The organism is Streptococcus bouchesdurhonensis (genome assembly GCF_948472335.1).
Genome location: NZ_CAOKTW010000004.1, coordinates 219,811 through 236,665 on the forward strand (window position 1 = coordinate 219,811; position 16,855 = coordinate 236,665).

The following is a 16,855-nucleotide window of genomic DNA, read 5'->3' on the forward strand; positions in this document are numbered from 1 at the left end:
AGAGTTGGGTACTTCGATTCCAACTAAGGATTTCCCGGGATAGGTGCTTCGATTCGGACATCCTTAGCAGCCAAGGCTAGAGCGAGGTCATCTGCTAGATTGGAAATGCGGTTGACCCGTACACCCACTGCTGGCTTAACTTCATATTTGGTCACTGATGGCCCAATTTCAGCCCGTTCAACTGTTACCTTGATACCAAAGCTAGCAAAGGTTTCTTCTAGAATTTTGATATTTTCCCGAACGATTTTCTTCTCTTTAGACTGGTCTTTGGGTTTATCTGGGGCAAAGAGTTGTAAGCTTGGAAGTTTGTATTCGAGGGCTTCCTTGGCTGAAAAATCGACCTGAACATCTTCATCGTCAGAGCCATCTTCCTGTTCAGGGAATTCAAGTTCAGCTTGAGGCAGGATGATTTCTGGTTCCACCCACTCTTCTTCTGGAACAGGAGGAACGTCAAGCACAACATCATCAGTCAGAATTTCACCCGTTTCCATATCAACAGGAGGTAAATCGAGTAAGGCTTTTTCAGCTTCTTCTTGTTCTAATCTAGCCTCTTTCTCAGCCTTTTGACGAGCTTTTTCTTCTTGTTTGACAAAACGTTCCTCTTTTCGACGCTCATGCCCTTCCCGCCATTTAGCAAAGCCTCTACTGAAAAATTCCGCAATATCGTAAACAGACCAAGGACTGACTAGGAGAGCACCCACTAAAATCAAGATAGAACCAATAAAGTAAGTGCCGATATTTGAAAAGAGAAAGGCGGTTGGAATATAAAGAGCGACACCAATCAAGCCCCCTCCAGCAAAACTGGTCGTTCGAAAACCAGTTAAATCCGTCACAACCTGAGCCATGGTTCCTTTTAAAACCGACTTGTCCAAACCATATTTCCAAACTAAGTAGGCCTCAAAAATCAAGAGCAAGCCAGCAAATATGGTGAAAAATCCTGATAAGAGTCCTTCCTGTTTTCGTATCCACTTGAAAAAGAAGAGATAGATCAATAGGGCAAATATTGCCAGATAAGCTAGACTACCCACCAACAAGCGAATTAAATTGTAAAGAGTGATACCTGCAGCTCCTAATTTAAAAGCTGCGAAAATCAATAAAAGGGCGATTCCCAACGAAATCAACATCCGTTGAATCGCTTCTTTTCTTTCGAGTTCTGCTTTAGACGGTCTCCGTCTTGTTTTACTTGTATTCTTGTTTGCCATTCTTCTATTATACCATATTTCACAGGCATTTCGGAAAGAGAAAAAGACTGCACCAAACGGTCCAATCTTTTCATTTTCTATTTAAGTTTTATGCTTGGGGTTTGCGTAGGTAACCATAGACCACACCACTTACGATTGCTCCTACCAAGACAGAAACGAGGTAAAGAAGAGCATTTGAAGTAAGGGCGATAACGAAGATTCCTCCGTGTGGCGCCATGAGTTTGATACCAGTAAGACCAACGAGGCCACCTGCTACTGCTGAACCAAGAATGAAGCTTGGGATCGCACGAGCTGGGTCAGCAGCTCCAAATGGAATCGCTCCCTCAGTGATAAATGACAAGCCCATGATGATATTTGTCAAACCAGAGTTGCGTTCTTCCTTAGTAAATTTATCTTTGAAAAGAAGAGTTGCGACAAAGATTGCAAGTGGTGGCACCATTCCTCCAGCCATAACAGCTGCCATAGCCACAGAACCACCTGAAGAAACAGTTGCTGCAAGCGTACCTGTACCAAAGACATAAGCCGCTTTGTTAACTGGTCCACCCATGTCAACAGCCATCATTCCACCAAGGACGATACCAAGAAGGACAGCTGAACCTCCTCCAAGACCGCCTAGGAAGTCATTCATAGCAGTGTTGATTGCTGCCATTGGGATGTTAACAGCTAGCATGACAAATCCTGTCAAGATTGTTCCAAGAAGTGGCAATAGAAGGATTGATTTAGCACCTTCGAGTGAACGAGGAACTTTAACGTATTTCTTGATGGCAAGAACCAAGGCACCTGCGATAAATCCACCAACAAGGGCACCTAGGAAACCAGATGAGACACCTGCAAGAGTTGAAGTTGCTTCACCACCTGCGGCATAAGGAATTTTACCAAAGGCAAAACCTTCTTTGGCAATAGCACCAGCCACGAAACCTGCTACCAAACCCGGTTTTTCAGCAATAGAGTAGGCAACATAACCTGCAAAGACTGGAAGCATCAAACCAAAGGCAGCACCACCGATTTTCACGAACATAGAAGCTAGTTCATGGTAAGAACCAAGACTGCCAAGGTTTTCATTCGGAACACCCAAAGCACCGTCAATCAAGAAGGCAAGGGCAATCATGATACCACCACCGATAACGAATGGTAACATTTGAGAGACACCACTCATCAAGTGTTTATAGAAGGCTCCACCAAGGCTTTGTTTTTCGTTAGAGGCTGTTGCAGCTTTTGTACCATTAGCGGCACGGTAGATTTCAGCATCTCCTGAAAGAGCCAAGTTAATCAATTCTTCTGTCTTACGGATACCGTCAGCAATAGGACGATTGATCAATGGTTTGCCATCGAAACGATCCATCTCAACTGCCTTGTCTGCAGCGATGATAACAGCTTTAGCCTTGCGGATGTCCTCAGCAGTTAGTTGGTTTCCAACACCGCTAGCACCATTGGTTTCGACCTTAATTCCAACACCCATTTCAGCAGCCACTTTTTGAAGGGCTTCTTGGGCCATGTAAGTGTGGGCAATACCTGTCGTACAAGCTGTAACAGCTACGATAAAGTCACCAGAGTCATTAGCAGGTGCTTGAACAGGTTCCTCAGTTTTTTCTGAAGCTTGGTTAAAGAGGTCAATAACTTGATTAGCTGATGTTACTTGACGAAGTTTATCAGCAAAGCCGTCTTTCATCAAGTATTGAGACAATTCTGCCAAGGCTGCCAAGTGAGTGTCATTAGCTCCTTCTGGAGCCGCAATCATGAAGAAGAGATCAGTTGCTTGTCCATCCAAGCTATCATAATCAACACCCTTATTTGACTTGGCAAAGAGAACAGTCGCTTCTTTGACAGCAGCGTTTTTGCTGTGAGGCATTGCGATTCCGTCACCCAAACCTGTAGAAGTCAAGGATTCACGCGCCAAAATTCCTTCTTTAAATGTTTCAAAATCTGTCACATAACCGTGGTCTACCAAGCTTTAATCATCTCTTCGATGACAGCAGTTTTTTCAGTTGCCTGCAAATCCAGCAACATGACATCTTTTTTCAATAGGTCTTGAATTTTCATCGTTTTTCTACCTCAACTTTTTCATATGTTTCTTTAATAAATTCTGCTGTTGCCAAGTCATCTGAGAATGTCGTTGCTGTTCCACAAGCAACTCCCCATTTGAAGGCTTCTACTGCGTCTTTGGATTTGACAAATTCACCTGTAAATCCAGCGACCATAGAATCACCAGCCCCAACTGAATTTTTGACTGTTCCCTTGATTGGTTTAGCAAAGTATGCTCCCTCAAATGTGACAAGAAGGGCACCGTCACCAGCCATAGAGATAATGACGTTTTGAGCACCCTTAACCAGTAACTCTCGAGCATATTTCTCAATTTGGTCCAAACTGTCAAGTTTAACCCCAAAGATCGCTCCAAGTTCGTGATTATTTGGTTTGACCAAAAGTGGCTGATAGTCCAAACTATCAATCAAGGTCTGTCCTTCAAAGTCACAAACCACTTGCGCACCAGTCTGGCGCGTCAAGGAAATCAAATCCTTATAGATAACATTGCCTAGATTTTTAGCACTTGAACCTGCAAACACAACCGTATCTTCTGCTGTCAGACTAGATAAAATAGCTTTCAATTCTTCTAGCTGAGCTGGTTCCACATTTGGACCCCTTCCGTTGATTTCTGTTTCTTGGTCTGCTTTGATTTTAACATTGATACGAGTATCTTCTGCCACTTGGACAAAACGTGTCTCGATTTCTTCATCAGCCAAAGTATCTGTGATAAATTTACCAGTAAAGCCACCGATAAATCCCGTCGCTGTATTTGGAATATCCAAGCGTTTCAAGACACGACTGACATTGATTCCTTTCCCACCAGCAAACTTATCATCACTGTCCATACGATTGACACTACCGACTTGGACTTGGTCCAAACGAACGATATAGTCAATGGATGGATTGAGTGTGACTGTATAAATCATACTTCTATTACCTCCGTTTTCTCCTTAATAGCCTGCAAGAGCTCATGCCCTTGGCTTGTGATAACAATAGCTCGCTTGAGTGGTGCTACCTTGGCAAAGCAAGTTTGTCCAATTTTAGACGAATCCACCAAGACATAGGTCTGTTTGGCATTCTCTAAAATAGCACGCTTCACAGCCCCCTCCTCCATATCAGGAGTCGTATAATAGCCATCGTCCACACCATTCATCCCAATAAAGGCACGGTCAAAGTGCAATTGGTTAATCTGGTTAAGAGCAACGCCCCCGATACTAGCATCCGTCGCTGTCTTGACGCTTCCTCCAACTATGACAGTTGGAATCTGCTTTTCAACCAACTGAGCGGCATGGTGAATGGAGTTGGTCACAACAGTAATATTCTTATTGATCAATTCATGAATCAAAAAGGCTGTAGTTGTTCCAGCATCGATAAAGATGACATCTTGTTCCTTGATGAGAGAAGCAGCTTTCTGAGCCAGCAACTTCTTTTCTTGAAGGTTTTTGACAGATTTCTCTTGAATGGTTTCTTCTTCCTGCAAGGAATGGGGCAATTCTGCTCCACCATGCACGCGACGAAGCTTGTTTTCAGCTTCCAATTCATCCAAGTCTCTTCGAACCGTTGATTCTGACGTTTCTAGCAAACTAACTAATTTTTCTAGAGAGACTACATGATGTTGATTCAACTCCACTAAAATCAGTTGCTTCCGCTCTGTTTTTAACACTGAATCACCTCCTGTTATCGTTTACACTATTTATTCTATCACACTTTCTTTCAAAGTCAAGCATTTTTTATCATTTTCTTTCAATTTCTATCATTTTTCTTATTTCCAGAATTTTTATTGCAAGATAAGAGCCTTTATGGTAGACTATTTGAGTAAGTATTGGAAGATTACTCAAGAGGCTTAAGAGGCCGTGTTGGAAACGCGGTAGGCGTGTAACAGCGTGCGTGGGTTCGAATCCCATGTCTTCCGTGGAAAAACAGATCTAATACATGATACCCTAAAACTTTGTATTTCTATCTTAGTTTTTGGGTATTTTGTAATTTCTTTACAATCTCCACATCGTTTCAATATACAAGTTCTAGAGAGAGTATGAATTCTTTCCACTCCCTTCTTATCTCATACTATTTTACAAACAGTAAAAGACAAAATCTCAAATACTTCAAGTTTAATTAATCCAGTTTCTTAAACTCTTACTTTTTAACTAAACCATAAAAGATTTTCTTTTCGTTCTTTTTTTGATATACTTTACTTATAAAAACAGATAAATTAAATATCAAAACTTATTATGAAATTCTATAGAGTGTAAAATGAAGGGAAGAACAAAATGTCAAAAGTTGTTAAAGTTACAGGAGCAGAGGTTGTAATCTCACATAATGAAGAGTACTTAAAAATAAATCCATCTGAATTAAATTTTGTTCCAAAATTAGGTGACGAAGTTGAAATTCATAAAGTAGATGGTGAGATTATTATCATGAAAGTTGAAGATAAAAAAGACGACAAAATTAATATTAACATTGTCAATGAAAACAACGCTGTGCAAAATCAGTCACAAGTTGTTCACACTCAAGAAATCGCTACGGGTGTACATTATGTTAATAAGTGGGTTTATGTTATTCTTGCTTTATTCTTAGGCGGATTGGGTATACATCATTTTTACGCAGGATATAACGGAAAAGGTTTCCTTTTTCTGATTTTATCTTTAACAGGAATACCTGCTATTATTGCACTTTTCCAAGGCATCATAGCTCTCTTTAAGAAACCAGATGCATACGGAAGGATCGCTGTCTGATCTACATTTCAGATTTCCACTCTCTAGAATGTAGATAAAGTAGAAAGGAAAGATATGAAAGAGTTACTTCTGACAGATAGTGAAGCTAAAGCTCTCATAAAAATAATTAAAGCAATTGCTAATAAACACAATCGAACTCTTACGAATCGCAGTTCAGGTACTATTGACCTTGTTGGCAAGCATGATACTAGATTTATTTTGAACTACTTCTACAGCACTACAAGCAAAGTTTTTCATCTAAGGGAAACTCAACACAACTATACTCTCTTACGAATCAATCTAAATAATAAATTCCATAAGAACGCAAACGGCGAGAAAGTTTGGGGCAATCGAGTTAACATCTTCTCTGAAGAAGAGTATTATCAAAAAGGGGATGAAACAACTCATTACAAAGCCTATCCACTACCTTATGAAGATATTCTTAACACTGATGACTTCCTGAATATGCTTGATAATTTGCTTGACTATACCAATGTGAACAATCCTGAAAATATAGCAATTAATATACAAGAGGATTTGTTATAATCACCCTATAAAGAAAGGAGAATATCATGAATGCTACTGATATCAAAAATACCTATCTAAATTACATAAAAGAAAACGCTGTTTTTAACGATGTGACTGATACTCATACTGAAGTGATTACTCCTTTTATAGACCCATTAGGTGAAGCTATTGGTTTCTCAATAAAAAGCAATGGAAAACATTTGACAGTTACAGATGATGGTTATACTATCTGGAATTTATCCATTAATAATATTGATGTTACAAAAAAAGGGCGACGTCAAGACATCTTTAACTCACTTCTCCACTTTAATGGATTTGATTTACACGATGGAGCAATCGAACGGACGACTGGTAAAGAACATCTAGGACAAGTCATACATGATATGACACAATTGCTGATGAATGTTTATGACTTTATTCAGCTAACACCTAACAATATTAAATCTCAATTTTTAGACGATGTTAAATCTTACTTCATGAAAAATGAGCATTACACAGTCTTTCCAGCTTTCTCAATTGCAGGTAAATCTCGTTTAGAACACCGCTTTAATTTTGTGTTTATGAGTAAAGGTATTTCAAAAATAGCCAGAGTTCACAATAACATAACCAAACAACAAGTTGATACTATCTTAGCTAGTTGGTTAGATACATCTGAATACCGTAGAAAAGAATATGGAGATACAGAACAGTTGTATATCATTGTAAGCGATGAAGGGTATAATAATATCAAAGATGACCATCAAATCGCTCTACAAGAGTATGGTATTAACATTTTGAACTTCTCAGATAAAGAACAATTAGAGGTCCAATTAGGGAAGTAACTACAAAAAATCCTATATTTACTAAAGCATGCAGAGGAATACTCGAATCGGAGAACGCTTTACGAAGTACATAGATTTCTAGGATGCAACAAATGTTGTATCCTTTTTTTGTATCCCTTTTTTAAAAATAGGGTCTGTTTTAGGCTCTGTTTGTGACTCCTTTTTTAGCAAAAGAATGCAAAGGAATACCAAAGACAAAAACAAAAAACGTTGATTTAACAACGTTTTACCAAGGAATGCAAAGGAATAATGGAGTAGGTGGGAGTCGAACCCACGTCCAAACACCTGCCAACATATTTGTCTACAACCATAGGTTATGTATTAGTTTAACAGCCCCTCGACACATAACTCAAGCCTAGAAACTGCGAGTCTATCAATCTCTTATCAAGCCGCTAGACAAGACTCAATCGTATCTCGCTAATAATAAGACCTGTCATTGAACACGAGCAATCCAAATCGGGTCACGCCTGCTGGTTTTTAGGCAGCTAGAGCGTAAGAAGTGTTATTTTTTGCAGTTATATTTAACTGAGCGTTTACGTCGCCACACGAGTCGCAAAATATGCCTCATAATGCCTGTCGAATCCGTAACGACCCCAAAAGACAATAAAACCATTATACCTTATCTAACACGAAAATGCAAAAAAGAAATCACATACCTAAAAAAGATACTATTCGAGAAATTTAGCAAACTGGGAGACTAACTACAACTTTCTCAGTGCATAACTTTACGATTGTGAATAGAGCTTACGAAATCCAATTAACACCTACCTAAGATAAAGCTATCTGTTTTGAAGAAATTCACGAAGAGAATTATTCTAAAATACTTTCAGATGAGAATTTTCCTACTCTCTTTGTTTCAATTCATTTGAGTTTAAAAACAATAAAATCAATCCTTATATTATTCGGACTACTTTTCACTTATTGCACCAAAATATAGTAAAATGAAATAAGAATAGGACGAATAGATCAGGACAGTCAAACCGATTTCTAACAATGTTTTAGAATTAGAGGTGTACTATTCTAGTTTCAATCTACTATAAATAGGTTTCATTCGAACTTTAATAGACTATGAAAACCAGTGGAACTTATCCTGACACGGAATTCCACTGGTTTTTTCGATTTTTACCAGATTAACTTCTACTATTCTTAGCTGTGAAAATTAGTTTAGGACTTTAACTTATTTTCAATCTTCTAATCTAAAGGCCACTTCCAGTAAAGAAAAATCAGGGGTCTCCTGACTTTTACTTAGCTAATTCTCTTTCTCGTTCTTTCATTATTTTATGATTTTCATACAAACGGGATAAGAACTTAGAAATTTCTTTTAAGATAGAATAGGTTGGCACTGCGACAATCATTCCAACTACACCATAGATATTGCTTGACAACAAAAGTAAAACTAAAATCGTGATTGGATGAACCTTCATAACACTTCCTACGATTCGAGGATATAAGATATTGCCATCTACCTGCTGAACAACAAGCATATAAATCACTGCAATCAGCATTCTATGGGGATCAGTGAATATATTTGCAATAATCATAGGAATCAAACCAATACTTGGCCCCACATAAGGAATTAAATTGGCTACACCAGAAAAAATAGCAAAAACTAAAGCATATTTTAAACCAATAATACTATAGCCAATATAAGCTAAACAACCTATAATGATTGCGTCAATCGAAACTCCACTAATATAGCGAGCAATCGTCGCATTTAAATTCTTTAATAAGCCTGCAATATGCAAGCGATCCCTCTTTAGAACCGTTCTTTCAAGCATGGGCAAGAATTTATGTCCATCTAATAAGAAATAAACCAAAAAAACTGGAGTCATAATCAAAATCAAAACAGTACTGATAAGAGCTGACAAGACGCTCCCCACACTATTTGATACGCTATTTAGAATCTTTTGAAGAATATCAACATAGGATAAGTTTAACTGCTGAATTGTAGCTTCTACATCCAAATTCTGGAGCGCAGGATAATTAGATAAGTCTATGATTAAGTCTTGTACTCGACTATAAATAGTTTGACTAGATATAATCAAGCTAGATAACTGATTAATCAAAATAGGTAAGAGATAGACAACACCTATGACCATTCCCCAGACCAAAGCACACAAGGTAATTAAAATACCAAGTAAACGATTGAGTTTACAGACTTTATTTAAGAAAGTAACAATAGGGTTTGTCAAATAATAAAGAAAGCCCCCTAATAAAAATGGAATCATAATTGTATTAAGCACGCTAACAAAAGGGTTAATCAAAGACCCCATCTGTCTCCATAGGTAAAAGATGATGGTTAAGAGTAAAATTTCTGTGGTCCAAAAAAATAATTTATTTCTACGAAACATGAGTTACCTCCCTCACTCTATTTTACCATATTTTCAAAAAGCTTAACGGATGAATTATTAAAGCAAGAATATTTTTTTCTTTATGATAGAATAAGACTACTATGAAAAAAATATTGTTAACTTTATTAACTGTCTCCCTTTTAGGAGGTGCTTCTACTGTTGCTGCTCAAGATTTTACCATTGCTGCAAAACATGCCATTGCTGTTGAGGCAAATACTGGTAAAATTCTCTATGAGAAGGATGCAACGCAACCTGTCGAAATTGCTTCCATAACAAAATTGATTACTGTTTATCTGGTCTATGAAGCTTTGGAAAAGGGAAGTATTACCCTCTCCACTCCTGTAGATATTTCTGATTATCCTTATCAATTGACGACAAATTCTGAAGCCAGTAATGTTCCTATGGAGGCCCGTAATTATACTGTCGAAGAGTTGCTTGAAGCAACTCTGGTATCTAGTGCCAACAGCGCCGCTATTGCCCTAGCTGAGAAAATTGCTGGCTCAGAAAAAAACTTCGTTGATATGATGCGAGCAAAACTCTTGGAATGGGGAATCAAAGATGCTACTGTTGTCAATACAACTGGTCTGAACAACGAGACTCTAGGAGATAATATTTACCGGGCTCAAAAAAAGATGATGAAAACAAGCTCAGTGCTTATGATGTTGCTATTGTTGCTCGTAACCTCATCAAAAAATACCCACAAGTCTTGGAAATCACCAAAAAACCTTCTTCTACTTTTGCTGGAATGACAATCACTTCGACCAACTACATGTTAGAAGGTATGCCTGCTTACCGTGGTGGTTTTGATGGACTGAAAACAGGAACAACAGATAAGGCTGGAGAGTCTTTTGTTGGTACTACTGTCGAAAAAGGCATGAGGGTTATCACTGTTATTTTGAATGCAGATCATCAAGACAATAATCCTTACTCTCGTTTTACAGCTACATCTTCCCTAATGGATTATATTTCTTCTACATTTACACTTCGCAAAATCGTTCAGCAAGGCGATGCCTATCAAGATAGCAAAGCCCCTGTACAAGATGGAAAAGAAGATACGGTCACTGCAGTGGCTCCAGAGGATATCTATCTAATTGAACGTATCGGGAATCAATCTTCTCAATCTATTCAATTCACACCTGATTCCAAAGCAATCCCAGCACCACTTGAAGCTGGAACAGTGGTTGGCCATTTGACTTACGAAGACAAGGACTTGATTGGTCAAGGTTACATCACCACAGAGCGCCCTAGTTTCGAAATGGTTGCAGACAAGAAAATGGAAAAAGCCTTCTTCTTAAAAGTTTGGTGGAATCAGTTTGTCCGCTTTGTTAACGAGAAATTATAAAAAAATCGCGATTTAAACCGCGATTTTTTTATTACAAATTCATCTTCAAAGTTCTTGATTTTGAGTAGATCTAATGCTCAATGAAAATCAAAGAGTAAACTAGGAAGCTAGCCGTAGGTTGCTCAAAGCACCGCTTTGAGGTTGTAGATAAAGCTGACGTGGTTTACACTTTGATTTTCGAATAGTATCAAAGTCCTTGATTTTGAGTATATCTAAAATCGTTTTACCCAACTGACCCTTCCATCTCATAGCTAATCAAACGGTTCAGCTCAACAGCATACTCCATTGGAAGCTCTTTTGTGAAGGGCTCCACAAATCCCATAACAATCATTTCTGTCGCTTCTGATTCTGACAATCCACGACTCATGAGGTAATACAATTGTTCTTCTGAAATCTTAGAAACCTTAGCTTCGTGTTCCAAAGCAACTTGCGAGTTGTGGATTTCATTAAATGGAATAGTATCTGATGCCGACAAGTCATCCATGATAATGGTATCACATTCAATGTGAGAAACAGATTTCTTAGAGTTCTTGTTAAAGGTTACTTGACCACGGTAGTCAACCTTTCCTCCGCCTTTAGCGATGGATTTAGACACGATAGACGAACTGGTATGTGGAGCATTGTGAATCATCTTGGCACCAGTGTCCTGGTGTTGCCCTGCATTAGCAAAGGCAATAGAAAGCATAGTACCACGCGCCCCTTCTCCATCTAGGCAAACAGATGGGTATTTCATGGTTGTTTTGGCACCCAAGTTTCCATCAATCCACTCAACAGTCGCATCTTTCAAGGCTTTGGCACGTTTCGTTACCAAGTTATAGACGTTGTCAGACCAGTTTTGAATGGTTGTATAACGCATATAAGCTCCTTTTAAGGAAAAGATTTCTACGATGGCCGCATGCAAGCTGTTACTTGAATAAGTTGGTGCTGTACAGCCCTCTACGTAGTGGACACTTGCTCCTTCATCAACGATAATCAAAGTACGTTCAAACTGACCAGTATTTTCGTTATTGATACGGAAGTAGGTTTGAAGTGGAATATCTACCTTGACCCCTTTTGGTACGTAGATAAAGGTTCCACCTGACCATACTGCTGAGTTAAGGGCAGCCAACTTGTTATCTGTCGGCGGTACCAACTTAGCGAAGTATTGTTTAAACAAGTCTGGGTATTCTTTGAGAGCAGAATCCGTATCTGTAAAGATGATACCTAACTTCTCAAACTCTTCCTTCATGTTGTGGTAAACTACTTCTGACTCGTACTGGGCAGAGGCACCAGCTAAATAAGCACGCTCAGCTTCCGGATTCCGATACGTTCAAAGGTTTCTTTAATTTTTTCAGGAACCTCATCCCATGAACGAGCTGGCTTATCAGATGGTTTTTGATAATAAATCAAGTCATCAAAGTCAATCTCTGACAAGTCTGCTCCCCAAGTTTGCATGGGCATTTTTTTGAAGGTTTCATAAGACTTCAAACGAAATTCTAACATCCACTCAGGTTCTCCCTTAGCAGCTGATAGTTCACGAATGACATCTTCATTCAATCCTTTTCCTGTCGATAGGACAGGCTCTACATCATCATGGAAACCAAATTTATATTCACCAAGGTCAATTGGTTTTGGTTCTACTCTTTCTTCAGCCATAATATCCTTTCTTTCATTCTTCATTTCTACTGATTCATAAGACAAAAGAAGCTTGCCTTACTGATTTTCTTGATTTTCAATTGTTTTCTTCAGGGCGTTCCAAGCTAGGGTTGCACACTTGATTCGTTGAGGAAATTTGGCAACACCTGACAAGAAGGCTGCATCTCCAAGACTATCTTGTCTGTCATCTTTTTGCCCTTGAACCATTTCAGAAAAAATGGTCGCAAGTTCTAAGATTTCTTGCTTGGTTTTTCCTAAAACTGCATCTGTCATCATGCTAGCAGATGCAGTTGAGATGGTACAACCTGAATTTAGAAAAGCGATATCCTCCAAACGATCATCTGCATCAAACTTGACAGAGAGGTTGATGACATCGCCACAGGTTGGATTGTTGAGACTGATTTGTTCAGCATCTTCCAGCTTCCCTTGGTGATGTGGATTTTTCGAATGGTCCGCTACCACTGCCATATAAAGGCTATCTAGTTTAGAAAGTGCCATTGAAAAACTCCTTTGTCTTTTGTAAGGCATCGACTAGCTTGTCGCAATCTGCCTTGGTATTGTAGATATAAAAGCTAGCGCGAGCTGTTGCTGGGACATCCAAATACTGGAGCAAGGGTTGCGCACAGTGGTGACCCGCACGAACTGCTACTCCTTCATAATCCAAAGCAGTCGCAAGGTCGTGAGGATGAAGGTCGCCTAGGTTAAAAGCAATGACACCTGAACGTTGAGCCAAGTCCTGTGAACCATAAATGGTCAGTCCTTCAATCGCCTGCAGTTTTGGATAGACGTATGCGATCAATTCCTGTTCATGGGCTTCAATGGCATCCATACCAATCGTTTCCAGATAATCCACTGCAGCAGCAAGTCCGATTGCACCAGCCATGTTAGGAGTTCCAGCCTCAAATTTCCAAGGTAATTCCTTCCAACTAGCAGATTGCTCATAGACGAAATCAATCATCTCACCACCAAATTCTACTGGTGACATTTGCTCCAGATACTTTTCTTTGCCATAAAGAACACCGATACCAGTCGGACCAGCCATCTTGTGACCTGAAAAGGCAAAGAAGTCCACATCCAAGTCCTGGACATCAATCTTCATATGAGGTGTAGATTGAGCACCATCCACTACCATGATTGCCCCAACTTGGTGGGCTAATTGAGTGATTTCCTTGATCGGATTGACCACACCAAGAACATTGGAGGCATGAGCTAGGGAAACAAATTTAACCTTATCAGTCAATTTAGCTCGCAAATCCTCCATATCCAAGGCACCATCTTTAAGACAGACATAGACAAGCTCTGCTCCAGTCTTTCGACAAGCTTCCTGCCATGGAATGATATTAGAATGGTGTTCCATTACTGAAATCAAGACCTGGTCTCCCTCAGTCAAGACTTCCTCAGCATAACGCGCTACCCAGTTCAGACTGGTTGTCGTTCCTCTGGTAAAGAGAACTTCCTTTGTAGAGTCTGCATTGATAAACTTACGAATGGTTTCACGAGCCGCCTCATAAGAAGCTGTCGCCCTTTCTGCCAAGGTATGAACACCACGGTGAACATTGGCATTGTCGTTCTCATAATAGCGGTTAATTGTTTCCAGAACTGCTAGTGGTTTTTGTGTCGTCGCAGCATTGTCCAGATAGACCAACGGTTCATCGTTGACAATCTGGTCTAAAATTGGAAAATCCTTGCGAATCGCTTCTACATCTAACATAGGCTTCCCCTTAGCGTTTTGACAATTTTTCTTCGATAGTCGCAATCATTTCATCACGAACTTCCTTGACTGGAATCTCAACGATAACGGATCCAAGGAAACCACGAACAACCAAGCGTTCTGCAGTTGCCTTATCCAAGCCACGGCTCATGAGATAGTACATGTCTTCTGGATCTACTTGCCCGATAGAAGCCGCGTGACCAGCAGTGACGTCATTTTCATCAATCAAAAGAATTGGATTGGCATCTGAACGCGCTTGGTCTGAAAGCATGAGAACACGGCTCTCTTGTTGCGCATCTGCTCCCTTGGCACCCTTGATAATGTGGCCAATACCATTGAAAGTTAAAGTTGCTTTTTCAAGAATAACCCCATGTTGCAGGATATTTCCGATTGAGTTGCAACCATAGTTTGTTACACGAGTATCAATCCCTTGCACCTGACGGCCACTTGAAAGAGCTACAACTTTCAGGTCAGCATGGCTACCGTTACCAATCAAGTCACTATCAAAGTCAGCAACGACGTTTCCTTCGTTCATGACACCGATTGCCCAATCAATGCTTGCATCGTTGCCTAGTTTACCACGACGGCTAATGTAAGCAGTGACGTTTTCACCTAGACGGTCAATGGCGGCAAACTTCACTTGAGCACCAGAACGTGCAATTACTTCTACTGTGATATTAGCAGTTGCTTTGGCACTTCCTTCACCGCGTGACTCTAAACGCTCCAGATAACTAATCCTAGAATTTTTACCAGCGATAATAAGGATATGCTTGTTAAATGGCACATCGCTATCGCTGTCTTGGTAGAAAATCCCTTCGATTGGTTCAGCAATCTCAACATTATCAGGAATGTAGAGAACAGCTCCACTGTTAAAGTAAGCTGTGTGGTAGGCCGCCAACTTATCATCGTCATACTTAACAGATGACATGAAGAATTCTTCGATCAGCTCTGGAATTTCTTCTAAAGCTGAATGGAAGTCTGTAAAGACAACACCCTGTTCAGCCAACTCAACTGGAATTTGCTCAAAAACAGTTTGAGTTCCTACTTGCACCAACTTTAAGTGGTTATCTAGTGCAGTGAAATCTGGAACATTTGCTGATGGCTCACTTTCTGTAATCGTTCCATCCCCCAGATTCCAACGGTGGAATTTGACACGCTCAATAACTGGTAATTCCAAAGTCTCAATCTTGTCAAAAGCTTTTTGACGGAGATCAGCCAACCAGCTTGGTTCAGCGTGCATTTCTGAAAAAAGTTTAATATTTTCTTTAGTCATTTACTTCTCCTAAAAGACACGAGGAAATTACAATTCTTCCTTGTAGTCGTAGCCAAGTTCTTCAGCTAGTTTTGCGTATCCTTCACGTTCCAAACGCGCAGCCAATTCTGGACCACCAGAAAGGACAACACGACCTTCCATCATGACGTGTACCACATCAGGTGTGATGTAGTTCAAAAGACGTTGGTAGTGAGTGATAATCATAGCACCAAAGCCTTCACCACGCATAGCATTGACACCTTTAGAAACAACTTTAAGGGCATCAATATCAAGACCAGAGTCAATCTCATCCAAAAGGGCAAAAGTTGGTTCCAACATCAAAAGTTGAAGAATCTCATTACGTTTTTTCTCACCACCAGAGAAACCTTCGTTGAGGTAACGCTCAGCCATTTCTTCTTTCATGTTGAGCAATTCCATTTTTTCATCTAGCTTAGTGATGAACTCGCGAACTGAAATTTTTTCATCATCTTCTTTACCAGCATTCATAGCTGCACGAAGAAACTCAGCATTGGTAATTCCAGGAATTTCTGATGGGTATTGCATAGCAAGGAAAAGTCCCATACGCGCACGCTCGTCCACTTCCAACTCAAGAATGTTTACGCCATCAAACAAGACTTCACCTTTGGTAACTTCATAGTTTGGATTTCCCATGATAGCAGCAGAAAGAGTCGATTTACCAGTACCATTTGGTCCCATGATAGCGGCGATTTCTCCTGTTTTCAGGGTCAGGTTAACCCCTTTTAAAATTTCTTTTCCTTCAATCTCAACGTGAAGATCTTTGATCTCTAATACTGACATGATAGTTCCTTTCTTTTTCAAGACCTTTACAGTGCTTACTAGAAACATACTAGTTGTCTCTAGAAAATACGGTAATACTCAATGAAAATCAAAGAGCAAACTAGGAAGCTAGCCGCAGGTTGCTCAAAGTACCGCTTTGAGGTTGCAGATAAAGCTGACGTGGTTTGAAGAGATTTTCGAAGAGTATAAAAGGTCAATAAATATACTTTTATAGTATAACAAAAAAAGCCTAAAAGGCTTTGATTTTGTCTGGAAGCTGAAGGCTAGTCTTTCCTATTAAAATGCTGATCGATGACATCAACGATTTTGCCCATCACATAACTGACACGAAAATTTCTGAAGAGTAAAATTGCCCAAAAGGCTGCCATAATATAGCGGCCAGTCATCCAGGCTTCATTGAAAAAATAGGTCTCAGCAGCTGTAAACAGCGCCATAATAATAAATTGTTGTTTATTCATAAA

General features: G+C 39.6%; 12 protein-coding genes, 1 tRNA gene, 1 other RNA gene and 3 pseudogenes. 5 read left to right on the top strand and 12 right to left on the bottom strand.

What is annotated here, in order from left to right; genetic code table 11:
* Positions 1 to 23: 23 nt before the first annotated feature.
* From QMQ21_RS19305 to QMQ21_RS08670, 4 genes and pseudogenes are all read right to left on the bottom strand, one after another.
* Complete coding sequence (locus tag QMQ21_RS19305; RefSeq protein ID WP_345774406.1) at positions 24 to 1,124, bottom strand: DNA translocase FtsK; 1,101 nt, start codon at positions 1,122 to 1,124, stop codon at positions 24 to 26.
* Between the two features lie 166 nt (positions 1,125 to 1,290).
* Positions 1,291 to 3,242 (bottom strand): annotated as a pseudogene (locus tag QMQ21_RS08660) (fructose-specific PTS transporter subunit EIIC).
* Entirely contained in the window at positions 3,239 to 4,150 is a 912-nt protein-coding gene (gene pfkB, locus QMQ21_RS08665) for a 1-phosphofructokinase (RefSeq protein ID WP_023936161.1), read from the bottom strand. Before pfkB ends, QMQ21_RS08660 begins: the two are co-directional and overlap by 4 nt.
* Entirely contained in the window at positions 4,147 to 4,887 is a 741-nt protein-coding gene (locus QMQ21_RS08670) for a DeoR/GlpR family DNA-binding transcription regulator (protein ID WP_023936163.1), read from the bottom strand. Before QMQ21_RS08670 ends, pfkB begins: the two co-directional genes overlap by 4 nt.
* Before the next feature lie 161 nt (positions 4,888 to 5,048).
* Here QMQ21_RS08670 and QMQ21_RS08675 point away from each other — a divergent pair.
* The 4 genes from QMQ21_RS08675 to QMQ21_RS08690 all read left to right on the top strand — a co-directional run bounded on the left by QMQ21_RS08675 (position 5,049) and on the right by QMQ21_RS08690 (position 7,284).
* A tRNA-Ser gene (locus tag QMQ21_RS08675) sits at positions 5,049 to 5,136 on the top strand.
* Between the two features lie 355 nt (positions 5,137 to 5,491).
* Positions 5,492 to 5,956: a TM2 domain-containing protein gene (locus QMQ21_RS08680; RefSeq protein ID WP_023936165.1), complete on the top strand. Its 465-nt coding sequence runs from the start codon at positions 5,492 to 5,494 to the stop codon at positions 5,954 to 5,956.
* A gap of 54 nt (positions 5,957 to 6,010) precedes the next feature.
* Complete coding sequence (locus tag QMQ21_RS08685) at positions 6,011 to 6,481, top strand: DUF6978 family protein (RefSeq protein ID WP_023936167.1); 471 nt, start codon at positions 6,011 to 6,013, stop codon at positions 6,479 to 6,481.
* A gap of 26 nt (positions 6,482 to 6,507) precedes the next feature.
* Positions 6,508 to 7,284 (top strand): DUF1828 domain-containing protein, encoded by a 777-nt coding sequence (locus tag QMQ21_RS08690; protein ID WP_050222948.1) that lies wholly within the window; start codon positions 6,508 to 6,510, stop codon positions 7,282 to 7,284.
* 247 nt (positions 7,285 to 7,531) lie between these two features.
* On the opposite strand, the gene ssrA is transcribed toward QMQ21_RS08690, so the two are convergent.
* Positions 7,532 to 7,879, bottom strand: a transfer-messenger RNA (tmRNA) gene (gene ssrA / locus QMQ21_RS08695).
* Positions 7,880 to 8,525: 646 nt separating this feature from the next.
* Positions 8,526 to 9,635, bottom strand: coding sequence for a cell elongation protein CozE (gene cozE / locus QMQ21_RS08700; RefSeq protein WP_023936171.1), 1,110 nt, complete (start codon positions 9,633 to 9,635; stop codon positions 8,526 to 8,528).
* A gap of 101 nt (positions 9,636 to 9,736) precedes the next feature.
* On the opposite strand from cozE, the pseudogene pbp3 reads away from it, so the two are divergent.
* Positions 9,737 to 10,977: pseudogene (gene pbp3 / locus QMQ21_RS08705) on the top strand (D-alanyl-D-alanine carboxypeptidase PBP3).
* Between the two features lie 223 nt (positions 10,978 to 11,200).
* Here pbp3 and sufB read toward each other — a convergent pair.
* The 6 genes and pseudogenes from sufB to QMQ21_RS08735 form a co-directional block, all read right to left on the bottom strand.
* Positions 11,201 to 12,612 (bottom strand): annotated as a pseudogene (gene sufB / locus QMQ21_RS08710) (Fe-S cluster assembly protein SufB).
* 57 nt (positions 12,613 to 12,669) lie between these two features.
* On the bottom strand, positions 12,670 to 13,110 hold the full coding sequence (sufU, locus tag QMQ21_RS08715) for a Fe-S cluster assembly sulfur transfer protein SufU (RefSeq protein ID WP_023936697.1): 441 nt from the start codon (positions 13,108 to 13,110) through the stop codon (positions 12,670 to 12,672).
* Positions 13,097 to 14,323, bottom strand: a complete 1,227-nt coding sequence (locus tag QMQ21_RS08720) for a cysteine desulfurase (protein WP_023936695.1) — start codon at positions 14,321 to 14,323, stop codon at positions 13,097 to 13,099. The genes sufU and QMQ21_RS08720 overlap by 14 nt, the downstream gene beginning before the upstream one ends.
* Before the next feature lie 10 nt (positions 14,324 to 14,333).
* Positions 14,334 to 15,596, bottom strand: a complete 1,263-nt coding sequence (gene sufD / locus QMQ21_RS08725) for a Fe-S cluster assembly protein SufD (RefSeq protein ID WP_023936693.1) — start codon at positions 15,594 to 15,596, stop codon at positions 14,334 to 14,336.
* Between the two features lie 27 nt (positions 15,597 to 15,623).
* A complete protein-coding gene (gene sufC / locus QMQ21_RS08730; RefSeq protein WP_000114489.1) occupies positions 15,624 to 16,394 on the bottom strand; it encodes a Fe-S cluster assembly ATPase SufC in 771 nt (256 codons plus the stop codon).
* Positions 16,395 to 16,657: 263 nt separating this feature from the next.
* Positions 16,658 to 16,852, bottom strand: coding sequence for a DUF3272 domain-containing protein (locus QMQ21_RS08735; RefSeq protein ID WP_001041547.1), 195 nt, complete (start codon positions 16,850 to 16,852; stop codon positions 16,658 to 16,660).
* Positions 16,853 to 16,855: the final 3 nt, after the last annotated feature.